Raw genomic sequence first — 24,911 nt, forward strand, 5'->3', positions numbered from 1 at the left:
AAGTGTGCAAACGAAAAAAGGTCTCGAAAAAGTGTTTGACTTATAAGTACCAGAAAGTAATATGTGCGCCATCGCAGCGACGAAGAGCAGAAACAAGTTCTTCGAAGCACTCGAAAGAGGCGTGTGTGGTGAGGTGGCCGAGAGGCTGAAGGCGCTCCCCTGCTAAGGGAGTATGCGGTCAAAAGCTGCATCCGGGGTTCGAATCCCCGCCTCACCGCCATTTTGCATCCGTAGCTCAGCTGGATAGAGTACTCGGCTACGAACCGAGCGGTCGGAGGTTCGAATCCTCCCGGATGCACCATCTTCTTTCTGAATTAAGAGAGAAGAGCGCTGTGAAAGCAGCGGCCCGCAGTGCGAGGCATAATCGAGTCACTCTACCGATTAGGCCATCATACTCAGTGTGGCATGTGTTAGTTGTGACACTGACGCGTAGTAAAGCAAGTTTCCCGATGCATCCGTAGCTCAGCTGGATAGAGTACTCGGCTACGAACCGAGCGGTCGGAGGTTCGAATCCTCCCGGATGCACCATTCTTTAATAAGAATGGCAAATCGCGAAATTTGATATCAGAATTACAGCATTAATCCCGATGCATCCGTAGCTCAGCTGGATAGAGTACTCGGCTACGAACCGAGCGGTCGGAGGTTCGAATCCTCCCGGATGCACCATATTCTCCTTGATAACAGCGACGATGTTGTTTTATGGTCTGCGAAATTATCGCCAGCACCAGGGAGGATAACGTTGCGTAAGCAACGGCCCGTAGGGCGAGGCGCAGCCGAGTAATCCTCCCGGATGCACCATATTCTCCTTAGTAACAGCAACATTGTTGTTATCTGGTTTGCGAAACCATCGTAAGTGCCAGGAGAGTAACCCCGCAGTAAAATAGCTTTCCCGATGCATCCGTAGCTCAGCTGGATAGAGTACTCGGCTACGAACCGAGCGGTCGGAGGTTCGAATCCTCCCGGATGCACCATATTCTCCTTAGTAACAGCGACGATGTTGTTTTATGGTCTGCGAAATCATCGCCAGCACCAGGGGGGATAACGTTGCGTAAGCAACGGCCCAAAGGGCGAGGCGTAGCCGAGTCATCCTCCCGGATGCACCATATTCTCCTCAGTAACAACGACGATGTTGTTGCGTAGGCTGCGAAATTATCGCAGCACCCGTTCTGAATGCATAATCTTCACTCTTCTCTCACCATCCCGATTACCTCGTTTTCCATCACTGGCTTCATCCTGACTTTTTTATTGGCAAGACGCGCTTTCCACTATAATTTATCCTTGTATATCAGCGTTATCAGGCTGAGATAAATGCAAGGAGAGAAATCCATGAAATGGTTCAAAGCAATACCTGCTTTTTGCGCGACGCTGCTGGTAACGACGGCCCTCGCTGGCTGTGCGGGATCGGCTACAAAGGAGAGTACGGGCGGCTATATTGACGATACCGTGGTGACCACCAAGGTGAAAACGGCGCTCTTTAACGATAAAGACATTAAGTCCTCAGAAATTAGCGTCCAGACCTTTAAAGGCCGCGTCCAGCTGAGCGGATTTGTCTCCTCCGCGGAGAGCGCTAAACGAGCCGTAGAAGTCACACGCCGAGTGCAGGGCGTGCGAATGGTCGAGAACGATCTGCGTATTAAATAAGGCTGGTTATCCGGCCTAATGTTTGGGGGCGCCTGAGGGCGCCTTTGTCGTCTGCGCCGCTGGCCGCGACAACGGCGGGCTTTTGCGTTACAGTAATCATTCCCAAACCGGTTGGTGAGAAGACAATGTACGAAGGTTACGCAGGACTGATCTTTGATATGGATGGCACCATTCTCGATACCGAGCCGACCCATCGGCAGGCATGGAACGAGGTGTTGGGCCGCTACGGTATGCGTTTCGACGAACAGGCGATGGTCGCGCTCAATGGCTCACCAACCTGGCGAATCGCCCAGGCGATTATCGAACTCAACCAGGCCGATCTCGATCCACATCGCCTGGCGCAGGAAAAAACCCAGGCCGTCAAAGCGATGCTGCTGGACAGCGTACGCCCGTTGCCGCTGATTGAGGTGGTTAAGGCATGGCACGGCCGTCGCCCGATGTCGGTGGGAACCGGCAGCGAGAGCGCCGTCGCCGAAGCGCTGCTGGCGCACCTGTGGCTGCGTCATTACTTCTCCGCGGTGGTGGCGGCCGATCATGTGGTCAACCATAAACCCGCGCCCGATACCTTCCTGCTGTGCGCCGAGCGCATGGGCGTCGCGCCGGAAAAATGCGTCGTCTTCGAAGATGCCGACTTTGGTCTGCAGGCGGCGAAGCGCGCGGGAATGGACGCAGTTGACGTGCGTTTGCTGTGAGCGACGCGCTGTCACTCACCTCGCTGTTTGCCAGTAGCTTTTTAAGCGCCACGCTGCTCCCCGGCAATTCGGAGGTTGTGCTGGTGGCTATGCTACTTGCGGGGGTCAGTCATCCGTGGTGGTTAGTATTAATAGCAACAATCGGCAATAGCCTTGGAGGGGTAACTAACGTTATTCTGGGGCGCTTGTTTCCGCTGCGCAAAACCTCGCGCTGGCAGGAGCGGGCGGCCGGCTGGCTTAAGCGCTACGGCGCGGTCACGCTCTTACTGAGCTGGGCGCCGGTTGTCGGCGATTTACTGTGTTTGCTGGCGGGATGGATGCGCATTTCCTGGGGACCGGTACTCTTTTTCTTATGCCTTGGTAAGGCGCTGCGCTATATCGCTATTGCGGCAGCGACGCTTCAGGGCATGACGTGGTGGCACTAATTGGACTGACAGTTCATCCATTACAATTATGCTTATTCAAACGATTTCGACAGGCGGGAGGTCAAATTGATCCCGGACGTATCACAGGCGCTGGCCTGGCTGGAAAAACATCCGCAGGCTCTGCAGGGTATTCAACGTGGTCTGGAGCGGGAAACGCTGCGCGTGAACGCAGACGGCACCCTTGCAACGACCGGTCACCCTCCGGCGTTAGGCTCAGCGCTGACGCATAAATGGATTACCACCGATTTTGCCGAAGCTTTACTTGAGTTCATTACGCCAGTAGATGGCGATATTGAGCATATGCTGACCTTTATGCGCGATGTCCATCGCTATACCGCGCGTCAGCTTGGCGACGAGCGGATGTGGCCGCTGAGTATGCCATGCTATATCGCCCCCGGTCAGGATATTGAGCTGGCGCAGTACGGCACCTCTAACGTGGGGCGCCTGAAAACGCTATATCGCGAGGGGCTGAAGAACCGCTATGGCGCGCTGATGCAGACTATCTCCGGCGTGCACTATAACTTCTCCCTACCGATGGCCTTCTGGCAGGCAAAATGTGGTGTGGAAGATGCCGAGAGTGGTAAAGAGGCCATTTCGGCGGGCTATTTCCGCTCAATTCGTAACTACTATCGCTTTGGCTGGGTGATCCCCTATCTGTTTGGCGCCTCGCCGGCGATTTGCTCCTCATTCCTGCAAGGCAAACCGACAACGCTGCCCTTTGAGGAAACGGGCAACGGCATGTATTACCTGCCGTATGCCACCTCGCTGCGCCTCAGCGACCTTGGTTATACCAATAAGTCGCAAAGCAATCTCGGAATTACGTTTAACGATCTGCACGAGTATGTGGCAGGATTGAAGCGGGCGATTAAAACGCCGTCGGAAGAGTACGCCAAAATCGGGCTGCAGAAAGACGGCAAGTATCTGCAGATCAACAGCAACATTCTGCAGATTGAAAATGAACTTTATGCGCCGATCCGCCCGAAACGCGTCACCCGTCGGGGCGAAACCCCGTCCGATGCGCTGTTGCGCGGTGGTATTGAGTATATCGAAGTGCGTTCGCTGGATATCAATCCGTTCTCGCCGATCGGCGTTGACGCCCAGCAGGTGCGTTTCCTCGACCTGTTTATGGTCTGGTGCGCGCTGGCCGACGCGCCGGAGATGAGCAGCGATGAGCTGCTGTGCACCCGCACCAACTGGAATCGGGTTATTCTGGAAGGGCGTAAGCCGGGCTTAACGCTGGGGATTGGCTGCGAAAGCGCGCAGTTCCCGCTGGCTCAGGTGGGCAAAGATCTGTTCCGCGATTTACGCCGCGTGGCTCAGACCCTGGACAGTATCCACGGTGGCCAGGCATATCAGCAGGTCTGCGACGAGCTGCTGGCCTGCTTTGACGATCCGGAATTAACCTTCTCAGCCCGCATTCTGCGTTCTATGATTGAAGAAGGCATTGGCGGTACCGGCCGTGCGCTTGCCGATCGTTACCGGACGCAGCTGCGCGAAGAGCCGCTGGAGATCCTGAGCGAAGACGATTTTATCGCCGAGCGCGACGCGTCGGTGGCGCGACAGAAGAAAGTGGAAGCTGAAGACAGCGAGCCGTTTGAGGCGCTGCTGGCGCGGCACGCGTAGCGCTGGAAAAGAAAAAGGCCACATCACTGTGGCCAAACTTTCATCTCTGATTCAGGGATGATGATGATAATAAATGCGCGTCTTTCATATACTGAGACTCGCGGCTGAACAAAGAGTTCATTTTATTTTAAAAAAATTCACTCCCGGAGGTGACGAATGCCGTTGTTAGATAGTTTCACAGTCGACCATACCCGAATGGAAGCCCCAGCGGTGCGTGTCGCGAAGAAAATGAACACGCCGCATGGCGATGAAATCACCGTTTTCGATCTGCGCTTCTGCGTACCGAACCAGGAAGTGATGCCGGAACGCGGTATCCACACCCTGGAGCATCTGTTCGCGGGCTTTATGCGCGATCATCTGAACGGGAATGGCGTGGAAATTATCGACATTTCGCCAATGGGCTGCCGCACCGGCTTCTATATGAGCCTGATTGGTACGCCGGACGAGCAGCGCGTCGCTGACGCCTGGAAAGCGGCGATGGCCGATGTGCTGAAGGTGAAAGATCAGAACCAGATCCCGGAGCTCAACGTCTACCAGTGCGGGACTTACACCATGCACTCGCTGGAAGAGGCCCAGGACATCGCTCGTCATATCATTGAGCGCGATGTGCGCATCAACAGCAACGACGAACTGGCGTTGCCGAAAGAAAAACTGCAGGAACTGCACATCTAGTGCTTCCGCCACGGCCCGACGCCTGTCGCCGGGCCGCTCTTCTGACGCCGCGATGACGACGACGCTTTCCTTCTCCTTTCAGCACCGCCCACTGGTGCCCTTTGCCCATGATTATGCCCACGGTGACCAGGAAGACTGGCATCAGCATGACTGCGCCCAACTGCTGCATATACTAAGCGGCGTGGTGCGGGTCGCGACGCCGGTAGGCTACTGGGTGGTGCCGCCCGGGCGCGGCGTCTGGCTGCCGGCGGGAACGCCGCACGCGCTGCGCATGACCGGCAACGTGGCGGCGCGCACCCTGTTTATCGATCCGCTGGCGCGCGCCGATCTTCCGGCGGGCTGCCAGATCGTACAGATCACGCCGCTGCTGCGGGAACTGATCGTGTCATCCCTGGCGCTGGCGGAACGCTATGCCCCCGCCAGCCGCGACGAAAGAATTTATGAACTGATCCTCGATGAGATCCGCGGGATGGCGATCCTGCCGTTTGGCCTGCCGGAGCCGCAAAGCGAAACGCTGCGTCGGCTGTGCCAGCAGGTACGCGAGGCGCCGGGCGAGGCCTGGAGCAGCGGCCAGGCGGCGAAGGCGTGCAGCATGAGCGAGCGAACCCTAAACCGCCATTTTCAGCAGCAGACTAGCCTGACGTGGAGCGAGTGGGTGCGCCGGGCGAAGCTAATGGAAGCGCTGGTGCGCCTGGCGCAGGGCCACTCCGTGCTGCGGGTGGCGCTGGAGCTGGGCTACGGTAGCCACAGCGCCTTCAGCGCCATGTTTCGTCGGGTGATGGGCGTCGCCCCCAGCGACTATTTTCGTCCCCCGGCCTGATCGGCGGCGCTGAGCGCATTGCATAGCGCCTGCAGCGAGGCGCGCGCCACGTCATTATCGATACCCACGCCCCAGTAGCTTTCTCCTTGCGGAAAAACGCAGCGGATATAGGCCACCGACCGGCTGTCGCTGCGCGCGCCGAGGGTATGCTCATGATAGTCCTTGATCATAAACGGCTGCCGAAACAGCGCGCTGAGCCCGCTGGCTGCGGCGGAGAGCAGGCCGTTGCCCTGGCCCTGCAGGCGTCGGGTTTCGCCGTGGTGACGCAGCGTTGCCTGCAGGGAAAGCTGGCCATCCTGCTGGCTGGCGCTCTGATAATCGAGCAGCGTCAGCGCCGGCTGCGCCTGCAGCCCGTAGCGCGTGCGGAACAGCTGCCACAGCGCATGGTGGGTCATCTCTTTGCCGTCGCTATCGGTGGCCTGCTGAACGTGCTGGCTGAAGTCCTGCTGCAGCCCGCGGGGCAGTTTCAGACCATGATTTTGTTCGATAAGCCAGGCGCTGCCGCTCTTCCCCGACTGGCTGTTGACGCGGATCACCGCCTCATAGCTGCAGCCTATATCCTGCGGGTCAATGGGCAGGTAGGGCATCTGCCACGGATCGCCAGGCTGACGGGCATCAAACCCTTTTTTGATCGCATCCTGATGGGAGCCGGAGAAGGCGGTGTAAGCCAGACTTCCCGCCCACGGGTGGCGCGGGTGAACGGGGATCTGGTTGCAGTTTTCCACCACCTCCACCACCCGGTTCATCTGCTCGAAGCGAAGCTCAGGGTCGATGCCCTGGCTGTAGAGGTTCATCGCCAAAGTCACCAGACAGACGTTGCCGGTGCGTTCGCCGTTGCCAAACAGGCAGCCTTCTACCCGATCGGCGCCGGCCATCACCGCCAGCTCGGCGCTGGCGACGCCGGTGCCGCGATCGTTATGCGGGTGCACGCTGATGCAGACCTCGCCGCGGCGGGAGAAGTGGCGGCAAAAATACTCGATCTGATCGGCATAGACGTTGGGGGTGTTGACTTCCACCGTCGCCGGCAGATTGACGATCATCGGTCGCTCGGCGCAGGGCTGCCAGACATCCGCCACCGCTTCGCAAATCTCAAGCGCAAACTCGGGCTCGGTGAAGCAGAAGGTTTCAGGCGAATATTCATATTGCCAGCGGGTCTCCGGCTGCTGTTCGCACTGCTGACGGATAAGCCGGGTGGCGCGGGTCGCGAGGGCGATCACCTCGGCCTTGTCCATGCCGAAAACCAGCTCGCGGAACAGCGGCGCGGTGGCATTGTAGAGGTGGACGGTAGCCCGGCGGGCGCCGCGCAGCGCCTCAAAGGTGCGCAGGATCAGCGGGTCTCGCGCCTGGGTCAGCACCTGGATGGTGACATCCTCCGGGATGCGCTGTTCGTCAATCAGCTGGCGGACAAAGTTGAAATCGGTTTGTGAGGCGGAAGGGAAGGCGACTTCAATCTCTTTAAAGCCGCACTCCAGCAGCAGATCCCAGAACTGCAGTTTGCGGGCGCTGTCCATGGGCTCCGCCAGCGCCTGGTTGCCGTCGCGCAGGTCAGTCGACAGCCAGCGCGGGGCGTGACTGATTTGCCGGTCTGGCCAGCGGCGGTCAGGCAGGGCGATCGGCGGATAGGGACGGTACTTTTCAGCAGGATGGCTCAGCATAGTGTTCTCCTTAATGGTCAGCCTTTATCCTGCCCGAGCGCAGGGTGACGGGCTTTCGCAAACGAGACAGAAACTAGCGAGAACTGGACAACCTGACGCCGTAAAAAAGGGACCCGGAGGTCCCTTTATGTGAGGCTTAGTGCGCGCCGCCGCCGCCGCCGCCGGCGCTGAACGGTGGTCTGGCGAACCACACCAGCCCCAACAGCAGGATGAAAATAGCCGCAGAAATCCAGAAGATTTCGTTGGCGGAGATAATCAGCCCCTGGTTGGTTATCTGCTGCGCTATCCAGCCGGACGCCTGCTGCTGCGTCATTCCCATGCCCTGCAGCTGATCGTATATCTGCTGCGCGTTGGGGTTAAAGGGGGTCACCGATTCGGTGAGCTGCGCATGATGCAGCGCCTCGCGGTTGGTCCACAGGGTGGTGGTGATCGAGGTCCCGATGGAGCCGGCAAGGGTACGGGTGAAGTTCGACAGGCTCGACGCCGCCGCCAGCCGCTCCGGCGGCAGGCCGGAGAGGGTGATGGTGGTCAACGGCATGAAGAAGCAGGCCACCGCGAAGCCCTGGATAAACTGTGGCCACGCCGAGGCGCCAAAGTCCATCCCCGGTTCGAAGGTCCAGGCGCGCCAGTAGAAGCAGACCGCGTACATAATAAAGCTGAAGGTGACCAGCCGCCGCATGTCGAGCTTATGCGCGAAGCGGCCGATAATCGGCGACAGAATGACCGGGATCACTCCCACCGGCGCCGACGCCAGGCCGGCCCAGGTCGCGGTGTAGCCGTAGACCTCCTGCAACAGCTGCGGCAGCAGTACGATGGCGCCGAAGTAGAGCATATAGGCCAGACTGATACAGAGGCAGCCGATGGTGAAGTTGCGCGACTTAAATAGCGACAGATCGACAATCGGGTTATCGTCGGTTAGCTCCCAGACGATCAGGAAGCTTATCGCCACCACCGCCACGATGGTCAGAATGATAATCTCATTGGAGGAGAACCAGTCCAGCTCTTTACCCCGGTCCAGCATCACCTGCAGGCTACCGATACCGATGATCAGCAGCGCCAGACCGACGCCGTCGATCCGCCGCTGTTCGGTTTTGGTTTCCCGGTTGCGCAGGGTCTGCAGGGTCATCAGCACCACCGCCACGCCAATGGGCACGTTGATAAAGAAGATCCAGCCCCAGTGATAGTTATCGCTGATATAGCCGCCGAGGATCGGACCGCAGATGGGCGCGACAATCACCGTCATTGACCACAGCGCCAGAGCGATAGAGCGCTTCGCCGGGGGATAGTTGCTGAGCAGCAGACTTTGCGACAGCGGGATCAGCGGCCCGGCGACAATCCCCTGAATGACGCGGAAGAAAATCAGCATCGTCAGGCTGTTGGAGACGCCGCAGGCCCAGGAGGCAATGGCGAAGGCGGTGGTTGACCACAGGAACAGCTTCACCTCGCCGACGCGCTTGGCCAGCCAGCCGGTGATCGGGATGGAGATGGCGTTAGCGACCCCGAACGAGGTGATGACCCAGGTCCCCTGGCTCAGCGACGAGCCAAGGTTGCCGGCAATGGTCGGGATCGCCACGTTGGCGATAGTGGAATCCAGCACCTGCATGAACGTCGCGAGCGACAGCGCAATGGTCATAATGACCAGCTGCGCGCCTTCCAGCGGTTTTTGCTGTTGCATTACACTCACCCCGAATTATCCGGCGTTGGCCTGAATGATCTCGTCTATCAGCTTATTAACCGGATCGAGAGCGATTTCACGGGCATTGCTCTCGTAAACCGGGGAGCTCCGCACCTGGCTGGCCAGCATTTCACCATCGCGATCGGTGGTGTTGACTTCCACCAGCGTCGAGAGGCCGATGCGCAGCGGGTGTTCCGCTAGTTGTTTTTCATCCAGCTCGATACGAACCGGCAAACGCTGTACCACTTTGATCCAGTTGCCGGTAGCATTCTGCGCCGGCAGCAGAGAGAAGGCGCTGCCGGTGCCCATATCCAGACCGACCACTTTACCGGTGTATTTCACGTCATCGCCATAGATATCGCTGATCACGGTGGCTGGCTGGCCGATACGCATATGCGCCAGCTGAGTCTCTTTAAAGTTAGCATCGATCCACAGGTTGGTCGCGGGGACCACCGCCATCAGCGGCGTGGTGGTGCCGATCTGCGCGCCAGGCTGTACCGAGCGACGGGAAACGTAGCCGCTAATCGGGCTGACGATCTGCGTACGCTGCAGGGCCAGCCAGGCGTTACGCACTTCAGTGGCCGCCTGGAGCACCGCCGGCTGCTGTTCCAGCCTGGTGCCCAGCACGATCGCCTGGTTGGCGTTGTACTGCTGGATTGCCACGTCGAGTTCGGCCTGTGCGCTGGCGACGGTATCGCGGGCGTGCTGCAGCTCTTCGCGGCCAATGAGGTTCGCGGCGCCCAGCGGGATGCGGCGGTTCAGGTCAGCCTGCGCCTGGGCGAGGGCGGTTTTTTTGACGTCGATATTTGCCTGCAGCTGCTTGCTGTTGATCATCTGCTGGCGGGTCTGACGCACGCTGGCGGCCAGTTGGGTCTTAGCCTTTTCAAACGCCTGTTGGGCATCGGTCCGATCGAGCGTGACCAGCGGATCGCCTTTCTGCACGTAGTCCGTGTTGTCAGCCCAGACTTTGGTCACGCTGCCCGCGACCTGAGCCATAATTTGTACCTGATTCCCTGCCACGTAGGCATCGTCGGTCTCTTCGTAGTGACGCAGTACCAGAAACCAGTAAATCCCATATGCCACGGCAATAATAATGAAGAGCAATGTCAACAACAGAAGGGCGCCTTTACGCTTTCCTTTTTTGCTGCCTGGTTGCTGCGGGGTTTGGCTCTCCGCATTTGCACTCATGTTATTCTCCACGATCTTATTATTTCACATCGGCTGAGCCGACCTGTTTATCAGAAAGGCCAGCAGAGATCTGCTGGCCTGGCTGTTTTCCTTGCAACGTAAAAATGGGCTGAGCGACGCCGCCCTTAGCGTAGAGAGTCCGCTAGCACGCCTTCTTCTTCCATCTGATCAAGGCGGCTCAGGAGTTTGCGGGTGATGTGTTCGAGCTGATCTTTTTCGCTGGTGCTAAGTGAAGACCACAGCTGATGCAGGCAGTTATGCTGCGGCGGCAGGACTTCACGCAAAAACTGATGGCCCTTTTCGGTCAGTTGCAGATGCAAACAGCGACGATCGTTATCGCTCTCGCGGCGCTCAATCCAGCCGCGTTTTTCCAGTTCATCAGCGATACGGGTGGCGTTGGTACGTGACGAGCCCAGCGCACAGCTCAGCTCGGACGGCTGGATGCTGTGGTTTTCCTGTGACTCCAGCGTAATCAGCGCCATAAATAATGTCTCGTTAATTCCCTGCGCTTTGAGCATTTTATTGCGATTTTCCAGCAGCTTACCTTGCATATGCATGCAAAGACGAGTTAACAGGATCTCCTGAAACGGGAAATCTTCATGGCGGCTGGCGCGGAACTTGAGCATTTGCTCAATGGGAGTAAACGAACTATCCATTTGGGTATGACCTCATTAATTACAGCCGATATAATAACTATTGTGACAAATAAATCAAATGAATTATTGACCAAGATTGATACGTAAAGCTTAGAGCCCGTTGGTGATTTTCCATGCCAGACCATAGGCAAACGCCGACAGCAGGGTCGGGACAATGATGCTGCGGGTTTTCCAGAAGGCGGCCCCCAGCACCAGGAAGCCGGTCAGCGTCGGCGCCAGGCGATGGGCATCGGCGAGGATCTCCGGCACGCTGGAGACCACCAACAGCGCGCAAATCGAGGCGATGCCAATGGTATCCAGCAGCACGCTGACCGGGCCGCGGCGGGCAGGACGGGCGTGGCCGACGCGCAAACGCAGAGGAAGATAGCGAAAGAGATAGTTGACGCCGCCGACTATCACCCCGAGCAGAAGGACTTCACTGTTCATCCGGCATCCCCTTGAGCATGGCCTGAAGCAGCGCCGTCAGACACCCGCAGACAATTCCGGCGAGGATCGCCGCCGGAATGGAAAATAACAGAATGCCGCCCAGCGCGCCCGCCAGCGCCGCCGTGACGCAGAGTGACTGCTGACGCTGGAAAGAGGCCAGCAGGAAGCTCATAAACAGCGCCGGCAGCATAAAGCCGAGGGCGGCTTCCACCGCCGGATAATCCACCAGCAGGCCGTTGCCGGACCAGGCGCCGGCCAGCGTGCCGCACACCCACGATGCCCACGAGGTAAAAGCGAGACCAAGCATCCAGTTTTCGCTCCAGCGGCGGTTATCGCGAACCAGCCTGGCGGTAGCGGCGGCGAAAACCTCATCGGTCAGGCCGAAGGCCCAGAGGGCGGTTTTCTTTTTATCCAGCGCTGAGCGAATGCGGCTGCGCAATGAGGGGCCATACAGCACGTGGCGGACATCCATCGCCATCACCGTTAGGGCGGCGACCCACAGCGAACTGCCGGCGGCCAACATGGCGGTGATCACAAACTGGCTGGCGCCGGCGTAAATAATGCAGGAGAAGAACAGGCTTTCCAGCGGGGTGAAGCCCAGCCGGGTGGCATTGAGTCCGAAGGCGAATGCCACCGGAAGGTAGCTGATGACGATGGGGAGACTGTCTTTGATGCCTTCGCCGACGGTGGCGACGCGTTCAGGTAAGGCACAGGTTAAGGGCGCGGGGTTTTCCATATGAATAACTTATCGCTGGATCCATGTGAAGGTGGCAATTTGACCGATGTCTCCACCTTAACAGAGCGCGATGCGCCTTAACACTATGGAAATTCCTGGAATCGCTTTTCTATGACCTGGCCACGAGAAAGGGGCAAGGGGGCCGGATAAGGCGCTGGGCCTTATCCGTGAACGGTTTTACTGCTGCGCGGCGAGGGCGGTTTTCACCCAGCTGTCGAACAGCGGCTGGTGGGCTTTGATCCAGCCATCAACGTGGCCGTTAATGTCGGCTTCGGAAGCATGGCCTTCATGCATCATCGCATTCTCGGCGTTGATGTCGGCGATCGGCAGCTTCATGACGCTAAACAGAGTGGCGGCGGCCGGATTTTTCTCCGCCCAGGCTTTGTTAGCGACGATGTGCATGGTGTTCACCGGGAAGCCATAGTTGGCGCCGTTGGCCAGTTTGGTGTCGATGTTTTTCTGCTCGCCCGGCAGGGAGGAGAACGGCACCTGCAGCCAGACGACGTCCTTGCCAGGCTTCAGCACGTCGCTAACCCAGTACGGCGTCCAGGTGTAGTAGAGCACCGGTTTACCCTCTTTATACCGGGCAATGGTGTCGGCCATCATCGCCGCGTAGTTGCCCTGGTTATGGGTGACGGTTTTGCTCAGGCCATAGGCGTCAATCTGATGGTTAATCACTGCTTCGCAGCCCCATCCTGGGGTACAGCCGGTGAGATCCGCTTTACCGTCATTGTTGGTATCAAACAGTTTGGCGATCTGCGGATCTTTGAGCTGATCGATGGAGGTGATGTGGTACTGCTCAGCGGTTTTTTTGTCGATCAAATAGCCCTGGGCGGCGCCTGAGACGTACACTCCTTTGCGATAGAATTTGTTATCACCGCCCGCCGCGGCGTACATGTCATCGTGCAGCGGTTGCCAGTTGGTGGCGATAAAGGTGGTATCTCCGGCGGCAATCGACGTATAGGCAACGTTATAGTCCACTTCGCTGGGTTTCTCGACGGTGTAGCCCAGCTTCTCCAGCGCGCGACTGACCAGCAGGGTCTGGAAGCTCTCTTCGGAGATAGTGCTCTGAGCGGGCTTCACCGTAATCCCTTTACCCGGCAGGTCGGCGGCGAAGGCGCTGGTGGCGAGCAGGGTGGCAAAGGCGGCGGTGGCCAACATCGTACTATGTCGCATGGTGGTTCCTCTTATTGTTTAACGGGAAGGGCCGCTCCCGGGCATCGGCTGGTGCCGGGGAGCGGCGCTGTTATCGACTTATCGACAGAAAGGGCGAGTGATAAGCCCCAGCGGGCCGGTGGTGTACCAGCGGCGGTTGCCGCGACTGCGGGCGTCGCGACCGACGGCCTGGGTGAGGCGGTCAAGAATAATCGCCAGGATCACGATCCCCACCCCGCCGACGGTCGCCAGGCCCATATCCAGGCGGCCGATACCGCGCAGCACCATCTGGCCGAGGCCGCCGACGGCGATCATCGAGGCGATCACTACCATCGACAGGGCCAGCATCAGGGTCTGGTTAACCCCGGCCATAATGGTGGGCATGGCCAGCGGCAGCTGCACCTTAAACAGCAGCTGGCGCGGGCTGGCGCCAAATGAGCGCGACGCTTCGATCAGATCCGCAGGTACCTGGTTTATCCCGAGGATGGTCAGACGGACGATCGGCGGCAGGGCGAAGATAATCGTCACCACCACGCCCGGTACGTTGCCGATGCCGAACAGCATCACGATCGGCACCAGATAGACGAACGCCGGCGTGGTCTGCATGGCATCCAACAGCGGGCGGATGATTTTCGCCGCCCGCGGGCTGCGCGCTAGCCAGATCCCCAGCGGCAAGCCGATAACCATGCAGAACAGCAGGGCGGTGAGGACCAGCGCCAGAGTGACCATGGCTTGCGACCACGCGCCGATGGCGCCGATGGCAATCAGCGATACCAGAGTGGCGACCCCCATGCCGAGGCTGGAGATCTGCCAGGCGATTAGCGCGAAGACGATAATCGCCACCGGCGCCGGCATCCCCAACAGCAGCTGCTGGAAGGCGCTGAGGATGTAGTCGATCGGCACGCGGATCCCCTGGAACAGCGGACGGAAGTGCAGCACGATCCAGTCGATGGCGTGGGTCACCCAGCTGTCGAGCGGGATCAGGGTCTTATGGAACGGATCCATGATATTGAACTGTTCCGGCTGCGGCGCAGGGGCGCTGTGCAGCCAGTCGGCGCCGCCGCCATTAGCCGGCGCGGCAGTAGAGGCGCCACCCCAGGCATCGGCAGCCTGCGCGGCGCTGTCGGTTGACGGGGCGCTGCCCCACGGATTGGTCTGATCAGCCATGATTCACCCCCTCGCGATCTAAAGCCTGGAGCAACATCCGTTTGGAAATGATGCCAATGTATTGTTGTTCTTCATCCACTACCGGCACGGCGCACGGAGCGTGGCCGACGTGGGAGAGCAGATCGCTGAGCGGGGTTTGCGCTTCCACCGCCAGCGGGGCGTCAATCAGCGCCGCCTCGATCCCCTGCCCGGCGCTGAGGGCTGTTTTCAGAGAATCAATCGAGACAATCCCGACAAAGCGATTACCGCGCTCTATGACATAGCCATATTCCCGGTCTTCATCCTGTAATAATTTCAGCGCCGAACGGGGGCCAAAACCAGGCGTTTTACGAATCAGGCCAACCGGGCTGCGGCGGGCAATATCTTTCGCGCTGAATACCTGGCTAATATCCACGCCGCGGAAGAAGGTGCGCACATAATCATTGGCCGGATTATTTAATATTTCATCCGGAGTGCCGACCTGGACCACTTCGCCATTTTGCATAATGGCGATACGATCGCCAATTCGCATGGCTTCATCAAGGTCATGGGAAATAAAGACGATAGTGCGTTGATGCTTCGCCTGTAATTTGATGAGCTCATCCTGCATTTCGGTACGAATGAGCGGATCGAGCGCAGAGAAGGCTTCATCCATTAACAGAATATCGGGATTAATCGCCAGGGCGCGAGCTAAACCGACGCGCTGGCGCATGCCGCCGGAGAGTTCATCCGGCCAGGCGTGGGCATAATTCTCCAGCCCCACCTGACGCAGCGCCTCCCGGGCTTTTTGCTCTCGTTCGGCGGCGGGAACGCCGGCAAGCGCCATGCCAAACGCCGTGTTATCGAGCACGCTCATGTGCGGCATCAGCGCAAAGGACTGAAAAACCATCGCAATTTTCTTGCGACGCACCTCGCGCAGCTCGGCATCCGACATTTTGGCGATATCGACCCCGTCAATCAGCACCTGGCCGCGGGTGGGTTCAATCAGGCGATTGAGAAGGCGAACCATGGTGGATTTCCCCGAGCCGGAGAGCCCCATGATGACGAATATCTCGCCTTCTTCAATGGCCAGACTGGCGTCTTTGACGCCAAGCGACAGCCCCGTTTTTTCCAGTATTTGCGCTTTGTTGAGTCCTTTCTCAATATATTTGAAAGCACGGTGTGGATGCTCGCCAAATATCTTATAAAGATTTTTGATTTCTAATTTAATTGCCATGCAATAGAGAAGTTCCTGTTATTTGTTTATTGCGATATGATACCCGATGGTGATTATGATCTTTTTACACCCTAACATACTCAGATTCTGTGACAACCCTCAATGGCAAACTCTCGGCAAAATCAGATGGGGGCAACTGTGGCTAAGCCCCCGTGATATAAGGGCTGGGCGGTAATTTGTTGTTGGTAATATTTTTTGATTATCTTTGGATAATTCTACTGAAATGGACCGGTTTTCTGCTAAATATGACGAAGTGATGACGGTTAGGTCATGGAGAGAATATTTGGTGGATTAAACGCTATTTTGTGAAATTAATCACCAGGAATCCGCCTGCGATATTCCTGGTGAAAGTACGGTTAAAAGTCCCAATCGTCGTCGGCGGTCTCTTCCATTTTTCCTATCACGTAGGAGGAGCCGGAACCGGAGAAAAAGTCATGGTTTTCGTCGGCGTTGGGCGACAGCGCTGCGAGGATTGCCGGATTGACCGCCGCCATCTCCGCCGGGAACAGCGCCTCGTAGCCGAGGTTCATCAGCGCTTTGTTGGCGTTGTAGCACAGGAAAGCGCTGACGTCGTCGAACCAGCCGCTCTCGCCGTACAGCTCCCGGCTGTAGGCCAGTTCGTTGTCGTAAAGATCCATCAGCAGATCGAGGGCGAAATTTTTCAATTCTTCGCGCTTGCCGGGGCTGACGATCTCCAGTCCTTTCTGGTACTTGTAGCCGATGTAATAGCCATGCACCGCTTCATCGCGAATGATCAGGCGGATCAGATCCGCAGTGTTGGTCAGCTTTCCCCGGCTGGAGAAGTACATCGGCAGCCAGAAGCCGGAGTAGAAGAGAAAGGATTCGAGGAACACGCTGGCGATTTTTTTCTTCAGCGGCTCGTCGGCCTGATAGTAACCCAGCATCAGCTGCGCCTTGCGCTGCAGGGGAGCACAGCTTTCGCTCCAGGCGAAGGCGGCATCCACTTCCTTGCTGTGGCACAGCGTGGAAAAGATGGAGCTGTAAGAGCGGGCATGAACCGCCTCCATAAAGCTGATGTTCGACAGCACCGCCTCCTCATGCGGGGTTAAGGCGTCCGCCATTAGCGCCGGGGCGCCGACGGTGTTCTGAATGGTGTCAAGCAGGGTCAATCCGGTAAAGACGCGAATGGTCAACTGCTGCTCCGCCGCGCTGAGGGTTTGCCAGGCGGGAATGTCGTTCGACAGCGGCACTTTCTCCGGCAGCCAGAAGTTGCTGGTGAGACGGTTCCAGACCTCAAGATCTTTATCGTCATCAATGCGGTTCCAGTTGATTGCGCTGACGCGCGTTAAATGGGTCATCCTGTTCTCCTTACAGCGCGCAGGACACGCAGCCTTCAATTTCAGTGCCTTCCAGCGCCAGCTGGCGCAGACGGATGTAGTAGAGCGTCTTGATGCCTTTCTTCCAGGCGTAAATTTGCGCCTTGTTGATATCGCGGGTGGTGGCGGTATCGGGGAAGAACAGGGTCAGCGACAGCCCCTGGTCGACGTGGCGCGTCGCCTCGGCGTAAGTGTCAATGATCTTCTCCGGCCCTATCTCATACGCATCCTGGTAGAGGGCCAGATTGTCGTTATTCATAAATGGCGCGGGGTAGTACACCCGTCCGGTTTTCCCCTCTTTGCGGATCTCAATCTTCGAGACGATCGGGTGAATGCTGGAGGTGGCATGGTTGATGTACGAGATCGAGCCGGTGGGCGGCACCGCCTGCAGATAGCGATTGTAGATGCCATAGCGCATGACATCGTCGCGCAGCTGGCGCCAGCTTTCCCGGTCGGGCAGAGAGATGCCGGCGCGGGCGAACAGCGTGCGCACCCGTTCGGTTTTCGGCTGCCACTCCTCCTGCAGATATTTGTCGAAGTACGCCCCGCTGGCGTAGCGCGACTGCTCGAAGCCGGCGAAGCGCTGGCCGCGCTCGCGGGCCAGCTGCATCGAGGTGTGCAGCGCGTGCCAGGTCACGGTGTAGAAGTAGATATTGGTGAAGTCCAGCCCCTCCGGGCTGCCGTAGGCAATGCCCTCCCGCGCCAGGTAACCGTGCAGATTCATCTGCCCCAGGCCGATGGCGTGGGAGGCCGCGTTGCCGGCCGCCACCGAGGGAACCGACTGAATGTCGCTCATGTCGGACACGGCGGTCAGGGCGCGCACCGCGGTGGCGATTGTGCGGCCGAAATCCGGCGAGTCCATGGTATGGGCGATGTTCAGCGAGCCGAGGTTGCAGGAGATATCTTCCCCGATATGCGCATAGCTGAGGTCTTCATTATAGGCGGACGGCGTACTGACCTGCAGGATCTCCGAACACAGATTGCTCATGGTGACCCGCCCGGCCACCGGACTGGCGCGGTTCACGGTGTCTTCAAACATGATGTACGGGTAGCCGGATTCAAACTGGATCTCCGCCAGGCGCTGGAACAGGTCGCGGGCGCGGATCCAGCGCTTGCGGACCCGCTCGTCGGCCACCAGCTGCGGATAGAGGTCGCCGATGGCGCAATCGGCGAAAGGTTTGCCGTACAGCCGTTCGACGTCATAAGGCGAGAACAGGGCCATCTGCGCATCTTCTTTCGCCAGCTGGAAGGTGATATCAGGGATCACCACCCCCAGCGACAAGGTTTTGATGCGGATTTTCTCATCGGCATTTTCACGCCGGGTATCAAGAAAGCGTAAAATATCGGGATGGTGAACATGCAGCCAGACCGCACCCGCCCCCTGGCGGGCGCCGAGCTGATTGGCATAGGAGAAGGCGTCCTCCAGCATCTTCATCACCGGCACCACCCCAGAAGACTGGTTTTCGATGCGCTTGATCGGCGCCCCGGCCTCGCGCAGGTTGGAGAGTAAAAAGGCCACCCCGCCGCCGCGCTTCGACAGCTGTAGCGCCGAGTTCACCGCCCGGCCGATGGACTCCATATTATCCTCAATACGCAGCAGGAAGCAGGAGATCAGCTCCCCGCGCTGCTGTTTGCCAGCGTTAAGGAAGGTCGGTGTGGCGGGCTGAAAGCGGCCGCTGAGTATCTCCTCCGTCAGCTGCCGCGCCTGCTGTTCATCGCCCCGGGCCAGCGTCAGGGCCACCATCACGCTGCGTTCGGCGAAATCCTCGAGGTAGTGCTTGCCGTCAAAGGTCTTCAGCGCATAGCTGGTATAGAACTTCCAGGCGCCGAGGAAGGTCTGAAAGCGAAACGGAGCGCGCCGGGCATGGGCGAACAACGCCAGCACAAACCCGCGGTCATAGCCGGCCAGCACCTGCGGATCGTAATAGCCCTCGCTGACGAGCCAGCTGAGCTTATCCTCCTGGCTGGGGAAGGTGAGGACGTTGGGCTGAACCTGGGTCGCCATAAAGGCCTCAACCGCCTGGCGATCTTTCTCAAACGGGATGCGGCCCTCGCTGTCGTACAAATTCAGCATCGCGTTGAGGGCGTGAAAATCCACGGCGGCGGTTATACGTTCTGCGGTTGTCGTTGCCAAAATTCGCTGACTCCTTTACGCACGGTGTTGATATCGTCGGGGGTTCCCATCAGCTCGAAGCGGTAGAGATAGGGCACGGCGCATTTTTGCGCGATGACATCTCCGGCACGCCCCCAGCCGTCGCCAAAGTTGCGATTGCCGGCGGCAATCACTCCGCGGATCAGCTGGCGGTTATGCACGTCGTTTAAAAAGCGGATCGCCTGACGCGGTACCGCGCCGGCGGTGCCGCCGCCGCCATAGCTGGGAACGATGAGAATATAGGGCTCGTCTACCCGCAGATGTTCACGCTCGTTCAGCGGGATGCGCACCGCCGGCAGCCCCAGGCGCTGCACAAAGCGATGGGTATTCTCCGAACGGCTGGAGAAGTAGACGATGAGGCTCATGCGCTGGCCGCCGTAAAGGAGGGGCGCAGGCGATTGATCATATCCGGGCGGAAGCCGCTCCAGCGCAGCTCACCGGCGATCACCACCGGCAGCTGGCGAAATCCCTGCTCGCGCAGGGTGTCGGCGGCATCCGGCTGCTGGTCGACGTTGACCATTTCAAAGGCCAGTCCCCGGCTCTCCATGGCTCGCCGGGTGGCATGGCACTGCACGCAGTCATTTCGAGTGTAAATAATAATGCGCATGATTCGTATTTCCATTTAAGATAACAGCACGGCGCTAAACATAGCGTCGAACGTAGTGGGCCATTCGATAAGGAAATACTAGATGTAGTTATTTAAAACTTCAACCACTCAATATATAGCGTTTTTGGCAAGCGAGTCCCCCGCCGGGATAGATCGGCGGAGGAGGGGGGAGGCTGTGCGGAACTACAGGCGCATGGCCACGGCGAGGCGGTTAAAGGCGTTCATCAGACTGACGGCGAAGGTCAGATCGCTTATCTGACGCGGGGTAAAATGTTCGCGCAGCGGCTGGTAAACCTCATCTTCCGCATGGCTGGTGGCAATGTCGGTGACCGACTCGGCCCAAGCCAGCGCCGCGCGTTCGGCCGGAGTAAAGTGGGCGCTTACCCGCCAGCCCGCAAGGGCATCCAGTTTGCTTTGCGCCATGCCGCCTTTGCGCAGCGCCTGGCTATGTTTCTCAAGACAGAAGGCGCAGCCGTTGATCTGCGAGACGCGTAAATAAACCAGCTCTACCAGGGCGTTGCCCAGCTCGCTTTTCTCCAGCGCGATGCTGGCCTGTACCAGCCCTTTATAGACTTCCGGGCTCAGTTCACTGAATGGCTGACGTAATTGGTTCATGGTGTTCTCCTCTCTAAGACGGCAGCCAAAATAGCACTATAATGGACTGCAAAAGACAGCCATATTGTGACGAAAAAAGCAGACCATAATGGAAGCGATTAACCTCCCGCTTTATCAGCGTATCGCCCGCCAGTTGAAATCGGCGATTGAACGTGGCGAACTGACCCCGGGCAGCCGTTTGCCCGCCAGCCGGGTGTACGCTCAGGAGCAGGGCGTCTCCCGGGCGACCATCGAAAACGCCTGGGGAGAGCTGGTCGCCCAGGGATGGCTCGAGCGGCGTGGGCAGGCGGGGACCTTTGTCAGCGAGCGGCTCAGCCCGCGCCAGCTGGCGCCGGTACCGCCAGTGCAACCGGCCGCGCCGACGGAGCCGCTGCCGTTTCAGATGGGGCTGCCGGCACTGGATCTCTTTCCGCGCGGGCAGTGGGCGCGGGTGATGGGGCGTCGGCTGCGGACGCAGTCGCGGTTCGATCTTGCACCCGGCGATCCCGGCGGCGATCCGCTTCTGCGCCAGGCTATCGTCGATTATCTACGCCTGTCGCGCAGTATCGACTGTCAGCCGGATCAGGTGTTGATCACCGGCAGCTATGCCGCCTCCATGAACCTTATCCTGCGTACCCTGGCGCAGCCGGGACAGCATATGTGGATGGAAGATCCGGGGTATCCCTTTATCCGGCCGGTCGTCGAGGCTGGGCAGCTGGCGGTGGATGCGATTCCGGTGGACGACGAAGGGATGGACGTCAGCTGGGGCCAGCGTCATCACCCGCAGGCGCGATTTGCCCTGCTCACACCAGCCCATCAGAGTCCGCTGGGGGTCGCGCTGTCGCTTCCCCGACGCCGCTAGCTGCTGGCGTGGGCCGCGGAGCGCGACGCGTGGATCATTGAGGACGATTACGATAGCGAGTTTCGCTATCACGGCAAACCGCTGCCGCCGCTGAAAAGCCTTGATGCGCCGCAGAGGGTCATCTACGCGGGCACCTTCAGTAAGTCGATGTTCCCGGCGCTGCGCACCGCCTGGCTGGTGGTGCCGACCCCGCTGGTGGCGCGTTTTCACCAGACCGCGGAGCGCCAGTCCTGCACCGTTCCCACCCTGTGGCAGCAGACGCTGGCGGATTTTATCCAGCAGGGACATTTTTGGCGTCATTTGAAGAAAATGCGTGCCAGCTATAGCCAGCGTAGACAGTGGCTGGAGTCGGCTCTGCAGGCGCAGGGCTTTCAGGTCACGCCGCAGCTGGGGGGAATTCAACTGGTTATGTCGGTCAGCGGCGACGATCGGCTGCTCGCGCGGCGGGCGGTTGTGGCCGGGCTGGCGGTGCAGGCGCTGAGCGACTGGCGGATTCGCCACGCGGGCGAGGGGGGATTATTGATGAGTTTTACCAATATACGTTCGCCGGCGATGGCTGACGGACTTGCCCGACGGCTGAGAGAGGCGATAGCGATTTGATGGCGCTTAAGTCGGGGAAGCAGAAAAACCCCTGCGGCCAGAGGCGCGCAGGGGCTGACGCGTATTTGTTATCTTCATTGCCTTCCGTAAAGCTCGCGGGCTACCGCGCGCCAATCGCGCGGCGGCAGCCGACGCTTAAGCTATTATCGACGTAAATTGAGCAATACGCCAATAAATACCCCGACGGCGGCGGCGGCGCCCACACTGTGCCACGGTTTATTGCGCACGTAGGTATCGGCACAGCCCAGCGCATCGCACGCTGCCTGGCGCGCATCCAGCGCCGCCTGCTGCACCCGGTTGTGGCCATTAAGACGGGCACGAGTCTCTTTTAACAGCGACTGCGCTTTGACACGCGCCGCTTCCGCTTCCTCTTTGGCGTCACTGCCCCATGATTTCAGCACCTCTTCCAGCGTATCCGCTAATTGGCTGACATCGTTATGAATATCTTCGGCGTTCTCGTCAAAATTGTTGCGGTTCACATGGTTAGCCATCGTTATCTCCCTTAATTCCATCGAGTGAGTAAGTGTAGGACAAGATTTTGAATTATGCTTACTGTTGTGGTTTCTGGAATTTTCCGAAAGCACTGTCCTTAATGAATAAGGTAAGGTCAATGTGCGGTAAAAGATAACGAGGAATCAGTATGTATTTAAGACCCGATGAGGTGGCGCGTGTTCTTGAAAAAGCCGGCTTCACCATGGATGTTGTGACGCAAAAAGCGTACGGCTATCGCCGCGGCGATAATTATGTTTATGTGAACCGCGAAGCGCGCATGGGGCGAACAGCGTTAGTTATTCATCCGGCGTTAAAAGAGCGCAGCAATATGCTGGCCGAACCGGCTTCAGATATCAAAACCTGTGATCATTATGAACAGTTTCCGCTGTATTTAGCCGGGGATGCGCAACAACATTATGGTATTCCGCATGGATTTAGCTCACGCATGGCGCTTGAGCGTTTTCTGAATGGGCTATTTGGCGAAGCCCAGCCGGCAATGTCGACGAATTAATACGCCGATAGGCATTTAAGGATCCAGGCGAGGCGGGCTGGCGGGAAGAGGCGACTGGCAGAGCCAGTCGCTGCTAACGCGTTGGTCAGGCCTTCGCCTGCTGATAGGGCGCCACGCGGAACAGGCGGCGGCAATAGTCGAGGAAGTAGCCGTAGGCGGCGCCCATCATCATCGATACCGCCAGGTTCGAGCTCACCGCGGCGACAATCTGGTGCCAGTCAGCACCCACGCTCCACAGAATAGCGACATACACCGGCGACTGAAAGGTGACGTAGGCCAGCACGTCGGCCATATTTTTCATCCACCTGGCCGGGCTGATGCGCCGGGCCTGACGCATGGCGAAATCGCGATAAATCCCATAGGGTACGGCAATAATAATGTTGACCGGGATCGCCACCAGACGCGACGATAACGACTGCTCAAACGTCATACCAGAGAGAAAAATTTCGATCATCATGTTGACGACGGTGCAGTAAACCACCATCGCAAAGGTGTCTGCAACCGCATGCCGCAAGCGGGAGTGCGCAGAGAACATCGGAGTGCTCCTCGAAAATGAAGTCATTAACGCCGAAAAATGCGCGTTGGTATAGCGTTTTTGGGCTGCCTGTTTTGATGTGCGTAGAGTATATCTCTGCATTAAAAGTGGCAACTAGCTATAAATTTTTATTTATCGCCTTTTTGTCGATAAAATACTCTGCGCTGGTTTGTTTTTTGTTCGTTACGCTACTTTTATTCCTGTTTTTGAAAATATCAATATTTATCAATGAGTTAATCTTGATTGCGAAATCGAGACTGGCCGAGGGAACGGCGCCTGATAGCCAACCATGGCGCAACATCACGCGAGTGTGTGATTCCGCTCTCTTTTAGGATTTTTTATGCCGTAAGTCGCGTTTTTATGGTGAAAAATTCTGAATTGCGAATTGTTGTTTTATTCCCATTGTCTGATTAACTATTCACTGCGGCCAAAGGTATGTATCAGAGCGGCCACGTATGAACAGCAGGTAACCCGCTGACCATAAAGCTAATATTCCTGTCGAGAACGGTGGTTTTTCCCGTCATTCTGCCTTTTTTATTTATTCACTCTCTTTTTTGCCTGTGCTTATGAAAAAGGCTCGGGTATTTGCCAATATAGCTTCAGGGGATAACCGCTAATATCCACCTTATATATTTATCTGGACAACCGAAGGCTGGAAATAAATAAACGTTTCTATTACACTTGCCGCAGTGTATCTTTTAATTTGCTATTTGGAATTTTTTAATTTTATGTCTTCAATGTTACACAAACTGAATAATATCCGTTCACTGCGTGCCCTGTCCCGTGAATTCTCCATTGACGTGCTTGAAGAGATGCTGGAAAAGCTCAGGATCGTCACTGAAGAAAAACGTACGCAACAGCAGCAGGCAGCTCAGCAGCAGGCTGAATATCAGGAGAAAGTGAATACCTGGCTTGAACTGATGCGCGCCGACGGTATTTCTCCTGACGAGCTGGTGGCCGATATTCAGCCGCCAAAGGCGGGAGGCAAAAAGCGTCAACCGCGCCCGGCGAAATATCGTTATACCGATCATACTGGCGCAGAGAAAACCTGGACCGGACAGGGAAGAATGCCGAAGCCGATTGCCGAGGCTGTCGCCCAGGGTAAATCGCTGGATAGCTTTTTAATTTAACGCCTTCGGGCCAGCGCCAGCCCGGTGGTGAGAGACCCACCGGCCTGGCCTTACGACTTTAAGCGAGGGGCTTTAGCAGACGCCGAAGTCTCCCTCTTCCTGATACGGCGTGACCTCGTCCGACTTCAGCGAATAGCGCTCTCCCTGCTCCTGTGCGGCCTGAACCACCACCAGTTGCTCCCCTTGCACTTCCACCACTTTCAGTTTTGGTCCGCCCGCTCGGGGTTGTACCAGATCGCCGACAGCAAACATAATTCACTCCTCACTGTTAACACCATGGATAAATCTAAACCATAGCTCAACGCCCGCTCACTGAACACCGGGCGTGCTGTTTTTTGTTAAAACAATTTGGAGTTATATGTATT

Annotated in this window: 25 protein-coding genes, 5 tRNA genes and 1 pseudogene; 14 read left to right on the top strand and 17 right to left on the bottom strand. The window is 57.8% G+C overall.

The window, feature by feature from the left end:
- The first annotated feature begins 127 nt into the window (after nucleotides 1–127).
- From ACR809_RS05555 to ACR809_RS05605, 11 genes are all read left to right on the top strand, one after another.
- A tRNA-Ser gene (locus ACR809_RS05555) sits at nucleotides 128–220 on the top strand.
- 4 nt (nucleotides 221–224) lie between these two features.
- Nucleotides 225–301, top strand: a tRNA-Arg gene (locus tag ACR809_RS05560).
- 150 nt (nucleotides 302–451) lie between these two features.
- Nucleotides 452–528: transfer RNA gene (locus ACR809_RS05565), tRNA-Arg, on the top strand.
- A gap of 61 nt (nucleotides 529–589) precedes the next feature.
- Nucleotides 590–666 (top strand) — tRNA-Arg (locus ACR809_RS05570).
- A 228-nt stretch (nucleotides 667–894) separates the two neighbouring features.
- Nucleotides 895–971: transfer RNA gene (locus ACR809_RS05575), tRNA-Arg, on the top strand.
- Nucleotides 972–1,326: 355 nt separating this feature from the next.
- Entirely contained in the window at nucleotides 1,327–1,641 is a 315-nt protein-coding gene (locus tag ACR809_RS05580) for a BON domain-containing protein (protein ID WP_002914359.1), read from the top strand.
- Nucleotides 1,642–1,766: 125 nt separating this feature from the next.
- Nucleotides 1,767–2,333: a fructose-1-phosphate/6-phosphogluconate phosphatase gene (gene yqaB, locus ACR809_RS05585; protein ID WP_122051097.1), complete on the top strand. Its 567-nt coding sequence runs from the start codon at nucleotides 1,767–1,769 to the stop codon at nucleotides 2,331–2,333.
- Nucleotides 2,330–2,758, top strand: coding sequence for a YqaA family protein (locus ACR809_RS05590; protein WP_002914355.1), 429 nt, complete (start codon nucleotides 2,330–2,332; stop codon nucleotides 2,756–2,758). The genes yqaB and ACR809_RS05590 overlap by 4 nt, the downstream gene beginning before the upstream one ends.
- A gap of 66 nt (nucleotides 2,759–2,824) precedes the next feature.
- A complete protein-coding gene (gene gshA, locus ACR809_RS05595; RefSeq protein WP_002914353.1) occupies nucleotides 2,825–4,381 on the top strand; it encodes a glutamate--cysteine ligase in 1,557 nt (518 codons plus the stop codon).
- A 156-nt stretch (nucleotides 4,382–4,537) separates the two neighbouring features.
- Nucleotides 4,538–5,053: an S-ribosylhomocysteine lyase gene (gene luxS, locus ACR809_RS05600; RefSeq protein WP_002914351.1), complete on the top strand. Its 516-nt coding sequence runs from the start codon at nucleotides 4,538–4,540 to the stop codon at nucleotides 5,051–5,053.
- A gap of 52 nt (nucleotides 5,054–5,105) precedes the next feature.
- Complete coding sequence (locus tag ACR809_RS05605; protein WP_004149452.1) at nucleotides 5,106–5,873, top strand: AraC family transcriptional regulator; 768 nt, start codon at nucleotides 5,106–5,108, stop codon at nucleotides 5,871–5,873.
- Here the strand turns inward: ACR809_RS05605 and leuA are convergent.
- The 14 genes from leuA to ACR809_RS05675 all read right to left on the bottom strand — a co-directional run bounded on the left by leuA (nucleotide 5,852) and on the right by ACR809_RS05675 (nucleotide 20,437).
- The gene (leuA, locus tag ACR809_RS05610) at nucleotides 5,852–7,528 is read right to left on the bottom strand and encodes a 2-isopropylmalate synthase (RefSeq protein ID WP_004185353.1); all 1,677 of its coding nucleotides are present in this window, start codon (nucleotides 7,526–7,528) and stop codon (nucleotides 5,852–5,854) included. The two genes, ACR809_RS05605 and leuA, sit on opposite strands and share 22 nt — an antisense overlap.
- A gap of 136 nt (nucleotides 7,529–7,664) precedes the next feature.
- Nucleotides 7,665–9,203, bottom strand: a complete 1,539-nt coding sequence (emrB, locus tag ACR809_RS05615) for a multidrug efflux MFS transporter permease subunit EmrB (RefSeq protein ID WP_002914342.1) — start codon at nucleotides 9,201–9,203, stop codon at nucleotides 7,665–7,667.
- Between the two features lie 15 nt (nucleotides 9,204–9,218).
- Complete coding sequence (gene emrA, locus ACR809_RS05620) at nucleotides 9,219–10,391, bottom strand: multidrug efflux MFS transporter periplasmic adaptor subunit EmrA (protein WP_002914339.1); 1,173 nt, start codon at nucleotides 10,389–10,391, stop codon at nucleotides 9,219–9,221.
- A 125-nt stretch (nucleotides 10,392–10,516) separates the two neighbouring features.
- Complete coding sequence (gene mprA, locus ACR809_RS05625) at nucleotides 10,517–11,047, bottom strand: transcriptional repressor MprA (RefSeq protein ID WP_002914337.1); 531 nt, start codon at nucleotides 11,045–11,047, stop codon at nucleotides 10,517–10,519.
- A gap of 90 nt (nucleotides 11,048–11,137) precedes the next feature.
- Nucleotides 11,138–11,473 carry an L-valine transporter subunit YgaH gene (gene ygaH / locus ACR809_RS05630; protein ID WP_002914335.1) on the bottom strand — a complete coding sequence of 112 codons (336 nt, stop codon included), beginning with the start codon at nucleotides 11,471–11,473 and terminating at the stop codon, nucleotides 11,138–11,140.
- Complete coding sequence (locus ACR809_RS05635; protein ID WP_004180986.1) at nucleotides 11,463–12,209, bottom strand: AzlC family ABC transporter permease; 747 nt, start codon at nucleotides 12,207–12,209, stop codon at nucleotides 11,463–11,465. Before ACR809_RS05635 ends, ygaH begins: the two co-directional genes overlap by 11 nt.
- Nucleotides 12,210–12,386: 177 nt before the next feature.
- Nucleotides 12,387–13,385 (bottom strand): glycine betaine/L-proline ABC transporter substrate-binding protein ProX, encoded by a 999-nt coding sequence (gene proX / locus ACR809_RS05640; protein WP_002914330.1) that lies wholly within the window; start codon nucleotides 13,383–13,385, stop codon nucleotides 12,387–12,389.
- Between the two features lie 78 nt (nucleotides 13,386–13,463).
- The gene (gene proW, locus ACR809_RS05645; RefSeq protein ID WP_004174727.1) at nucleotides 13,464–14,531 is read right to left on the bottom strand and encodes a glycine betaine/L-proline ABC transporter permease ProW; all 1,068 of its coding nucleotides are present in this window, start codon (nucleotides 14,529–14,531) and stop codon (nucleotides 13,464–13,466) included.
- Nucleotides 14,524–15,726 (bottom strand): glycine betaine/L-proline ABC transporter ATP-binding protein ProV, encoded by a 1,203-nt coding sequence (gene proV / locus ACR809_RS05650; RefSeq protein ID WP_002914328.1) that lies wholly within the window; start codon nucleotides 15,724–15,726, stop codon nucleotides 14,524–14,526. Before proV ends, proW begins: the two co-directional genes overlap by 8 nt.
- Before the next feature lie 356 nt (nucleotides 15,727–16,082).
- Complete coding sequence (nrdF, locus tag ACR809_RS05655; RefSeq protein WP_023158623.1) at nucleotides 16,083–17,045, bottom strand: class 1b ribonucleoside-diphosphate reductase subunit beta; 963 nt, start codon at nucleotides 17,043–17,045, stop codon at nucleotides 16,083–16,085.
- A 10-nt stretch (nucleotides 17,046–17,055) separates the two neighbouring features.
- Nucleotides 17,056–19,197: a class 1b ribonucleoside-diphosphate reductase subunit alpha gene (gene nrdE, locus ACR809_RS05660; protein ID WP_004900041.1), complete on the bottom strand. Its 2,142-nt coding sequence runs from the start codon at nucleotides 19,195–19,197 to the stop codon at nucleotides 17,056–17,058.
- On the bottom strand, nucleotides 19,170–19,580 hold the full coding sequence (gene nrdI, locus ACR809_RS05665; RefSeq protein WP_002914321.1) for a class Ib ribonucleoside-diphosphate reductase assembly flavoprotein NrdI: 411 nt from the start codon (nucleotides 19,578–19,580) through the stop codon (nucleotides 19,170–19,172). Before nrdI ends, nrdE begins: the two co-directional genes overlap by 28 nt.
- Complete coding sequence (nrdH, locus tag ACR809_RS05670; RefSeq protein ID WP_002914320.1) at nucleotides 19,577–19,822, bottom strand: glutaredoxin-like protein NrdH; 246 nt, start codon at nucleotides 19,820–19,822, stop codon at nucleotides 19,577–19,579. Before nrdH ends, nrdI begins: the two co-directional genes overlap by 4 nt.
- Before the next feature lie 183 nt (nucleotides 19,823–20,005).
- Entirely contained in the window at nucleotides 20,006–20,437 is a 432-nt protein-coding gene (locus ACR809_RS05675) for a carboxymuconolactone decarboxylase family protein (RefSeq protein ID WP_004145727.1), read from the bottom strand.
- A gap of 88 nt (nucleotides 20,438–20,525) precedes the next feature.
- On the opposite strand from ACR809_RS05675, the pseudogene pdxR reads away from it, so the two are divergent.
- A pseudogene (gene pdxR, locus ACR809_RS05680) lies at nucleotides 20,526–21,878 on the top strand (MocR-like pyridoxine biosynthesis transcription factor PdxR).
- A gap of 143 nt (nucleotides 21,879–22,021) precedes the next feature.
- Here pdxR and ACR809_RS05685 read toward each other — a convergent pair.
- Entirely contained in the window at nucleotides 22,022–22,369 is a 348-nt protein-coding gene (locus tag ACR809_RS05685; protein ID WP_002914293.1) for a DUF883 domain-containing protein, read from the bottom strand.
- Nucleotides 22,370–22,518: 149 nt separating this feature from the next.
- Between ACR809_RS05685 and ACR809_RS05690 the strand changes: the two genes are divergently transcribed.
- The gene (locus tag ACR809_RS05690) at nucleotides 22,519–22,881 is read left to right on the top strand and encodes a DUF2002 family protein (protein ID WP_002914291.1); all 363 of its coding nucleotides are present in this window, start codon (nucleotides 22,519–22,521) and stop codon (nucleotides 22,879–22,881) included.
- 85 nt (nucleotides 22,882–22,966) lie between these two features.
- Here ACR809_RS05690 and alaE read toward each other — a convergent pair whose 3' ends face one another.
- Nucleotides 22,967–23,416, bottom strand: a complete 450-nt coding sequence (alaE, locus tag ACR809_RS05695) for an L-alanine exporter AlaE (RefSeq protein ID WP_002914289.1) — start codon at nucleotides 23,414–23,416, stop codon at nucleotides 22,967–22,969.
- 728 nt (nucleotides 23,417–24,144) lie between these two features.
- Here alaE and stpA point away from each other — a divergent pair.
- Nucleotides 24,145–24,546 (top strand): DNA-binding protein StpA, encoded by a 402-nt coding sequence (stpA, locus tag ACR809_RS05700; protein ID WP_002914287.1) that lies wholly within the window; start codon nucleotides 24,145–24,147, stop codon nucleotides 24,544–24,546.
- A gap of 72 nt (nucleotides 24,547–24,618) precedes the next feature.
- Here the strand turns inward: stpA and ACR809_RS05705 are convergent, their stop codons facing one another.
- Nucleotides 24,619–24,798, bottom strand: a complete 180-nt coding sequence (locus ACR809_RS05705; protein ID WP_002914284.1) for a hypothetical protein — start codon at nucleotides 24,796–24,798, stop codon at nucleotides 24,619–24,621.
- Between the last annotated feature and the right edge of the window lie 113 nt (nucleotides 24,799–24,911).

The organism is Klebsiella sp. CD33 (genome assembly GCF_051992865.1).
Classification (GTDB): domain Bacteria; phylum Pseudomonadota; class Gammaproteobacteria; order Enterobacterales; family Enterobacteriaceae; genus Klebsiella; species Klebsiella pneumoniae.

What these genes read in the sequence shown, in the direction of transcription:
- ACR809_RS05605 (WP_004149452.1), top strand. Translation starts at nt 5,106, where the DNA reads ATGACGACGACGCTTTCCTTCTCCTTTCAGCACCGCCCACTGGTGCCC.
- ACR809_RS05705 (WP_002914284.1), bottom strand. Translation starts at nt 24,798, where the DNA reads ATGTTTGCTGTCGGCGATCTGGTACAACCCCGAGCGGGCGGACCAAAA.
- yqaB (WP_122051097.1), top strand. Translation starts at nt 1,767, where the DNA reads ATGTACGAAGGTTACGCAGGACTGATCTTTGATATGGATGGCACCATT.
- ACR809_RS05635 (WP_004180986.1), bottom strand. Translation starts at nt 12,209, where the DNA reads ATGGAAAACCCCGCGCCCTTAACCTGTGCCTTACCTGAACGCGTCGCC.
- ACR809_RS05580 (WP_002914359.1), top strand. Translation starts at nt 1,327, where the DNA reads ATGAAATGGTTCAAAGCAATACCTGCTTTTTGCGCGACGCTGCTGGTA.
- luxS (WP_002914351.1), top strand. Translation starts at nt 4,538, where the DNA reads ATGCCGTTGTTAGATAGTTTCACAGTCGACCATACCCGAATGGAAGCC.
- ACR809_RS05685 (WP_002914293.1), bottom strand. Translation starts at nt 22,369, where the DNA reads ATGGCTAACCATGTGAACCGCAACAATTTTGACGAGAACGCCGAAGAT.
- mprA (WP_002914337.1), bottom strand. Translation starts at nt 11,047, where the DNA reads ATGGATAGTTCGTTTACTCCCATTGAGCAAATGCTCAAGTTCCGCGCC.
- emrB (WP_002914342.1), bottom strand. Translation starts at nt 9,203, where the DNA reads ATGCAACAGCAAAAACCGCTGGAAGGCGCGCAGCTGGTCATTATGACC.
- emrA (WP_002914339.1), bottom strand. Translation starts at nt 10,391, where the DNA reads ATGAGTGCAAATGCGGAGAGCCAAACCCCGCAGCAACCAGGCAGCAAA.
- nrdF (WP_023158623.1), bottom strand. Translation starts at nt 17,045, where the DNA reads ATGACCCATTTAACGCGCGTCAGCGCAATCAACTGGAACCGCATTGAT.
- stpA (WP_002914287.1), top strand. Translation starts at nt 24,145, where the DNA reads ATGTCTTCAATGTTACACAAACTGAATAATATCCGTTCACTGCGTGCC.
- ACR809_RS05690 (WP_002914291.1), top strand. Translation starts at nt 22,519, where the DNA reads ATGTATTTAAGACCCGATGAGGTGGCGCGTGTTCTTGAAAAAGCCGGC.
- nrdH (WP_002914320.1), bottom strand. Translation starts at nt 19,822, where the DNA reads ATGCGCATTATTATTTACACTCGAAATGACTGCGTGCAGTGCCATGCC.
- leuA (WP_004185353.1), bottom strand. Translation starts at nt 7,528, where the DNA reads ATGCTGAGCCATCCTGCTGAAAAGTACCGTCCCTATCCGCCGATCGCC.
- nrdI (WP_002914321.1), bottom strand. Translation starts at nt 19,580, where the DNA reads ATGAGCCTCATCGTCTACTTCTCCAGCCGTTCGGAGAATACCCATCGC.
- alaE (WP_002914289.1), bottom strand. Translation starts at nt 23,416, where the DNA reads ATGTTCTCTGCGCACTCCCGCTTGCGGCATGCGGTTGCAGACACCTTT.
- proV (WP_002914328.1), bottom strand. Translation starts at nt 15,726, where the DNA reads ATGGCAATTAAATTAGAAATCAAAAATCTTTATAAGATATTTGGCGAG.
- proX (WP_002914330.1), bottom strand. Translation starts at nt 13,385, where the DNA reads ATGCGACATAGTACGATGTTGGCCACCGCCGCCTTTGCCACCCTGCTC.
- ACR809_RS05675 (WP_004145727.1), bottom strand. Translation starts at nt 20,437, where the DNA reads ATGAACCAATTACGTCAGCCATTCAGTGAACTGAGCCCGGAAGTCTAT.
- proW (WP_004174727.1), bottom strand. Translation starts at nt 14,531, where the DNA reads ATGGCTGATCAGACCAATCCGTGGGGCAGCGCCCCGTCAACCGACAGC.
- ygaH (WP_002914335.1), bottom strand. Translation starts at nt 11,473, where the DNA reads ATGAACAGTGAAGTCCTTCTGCTCGGGGTGATAGTCGGCGGCGTCAAC.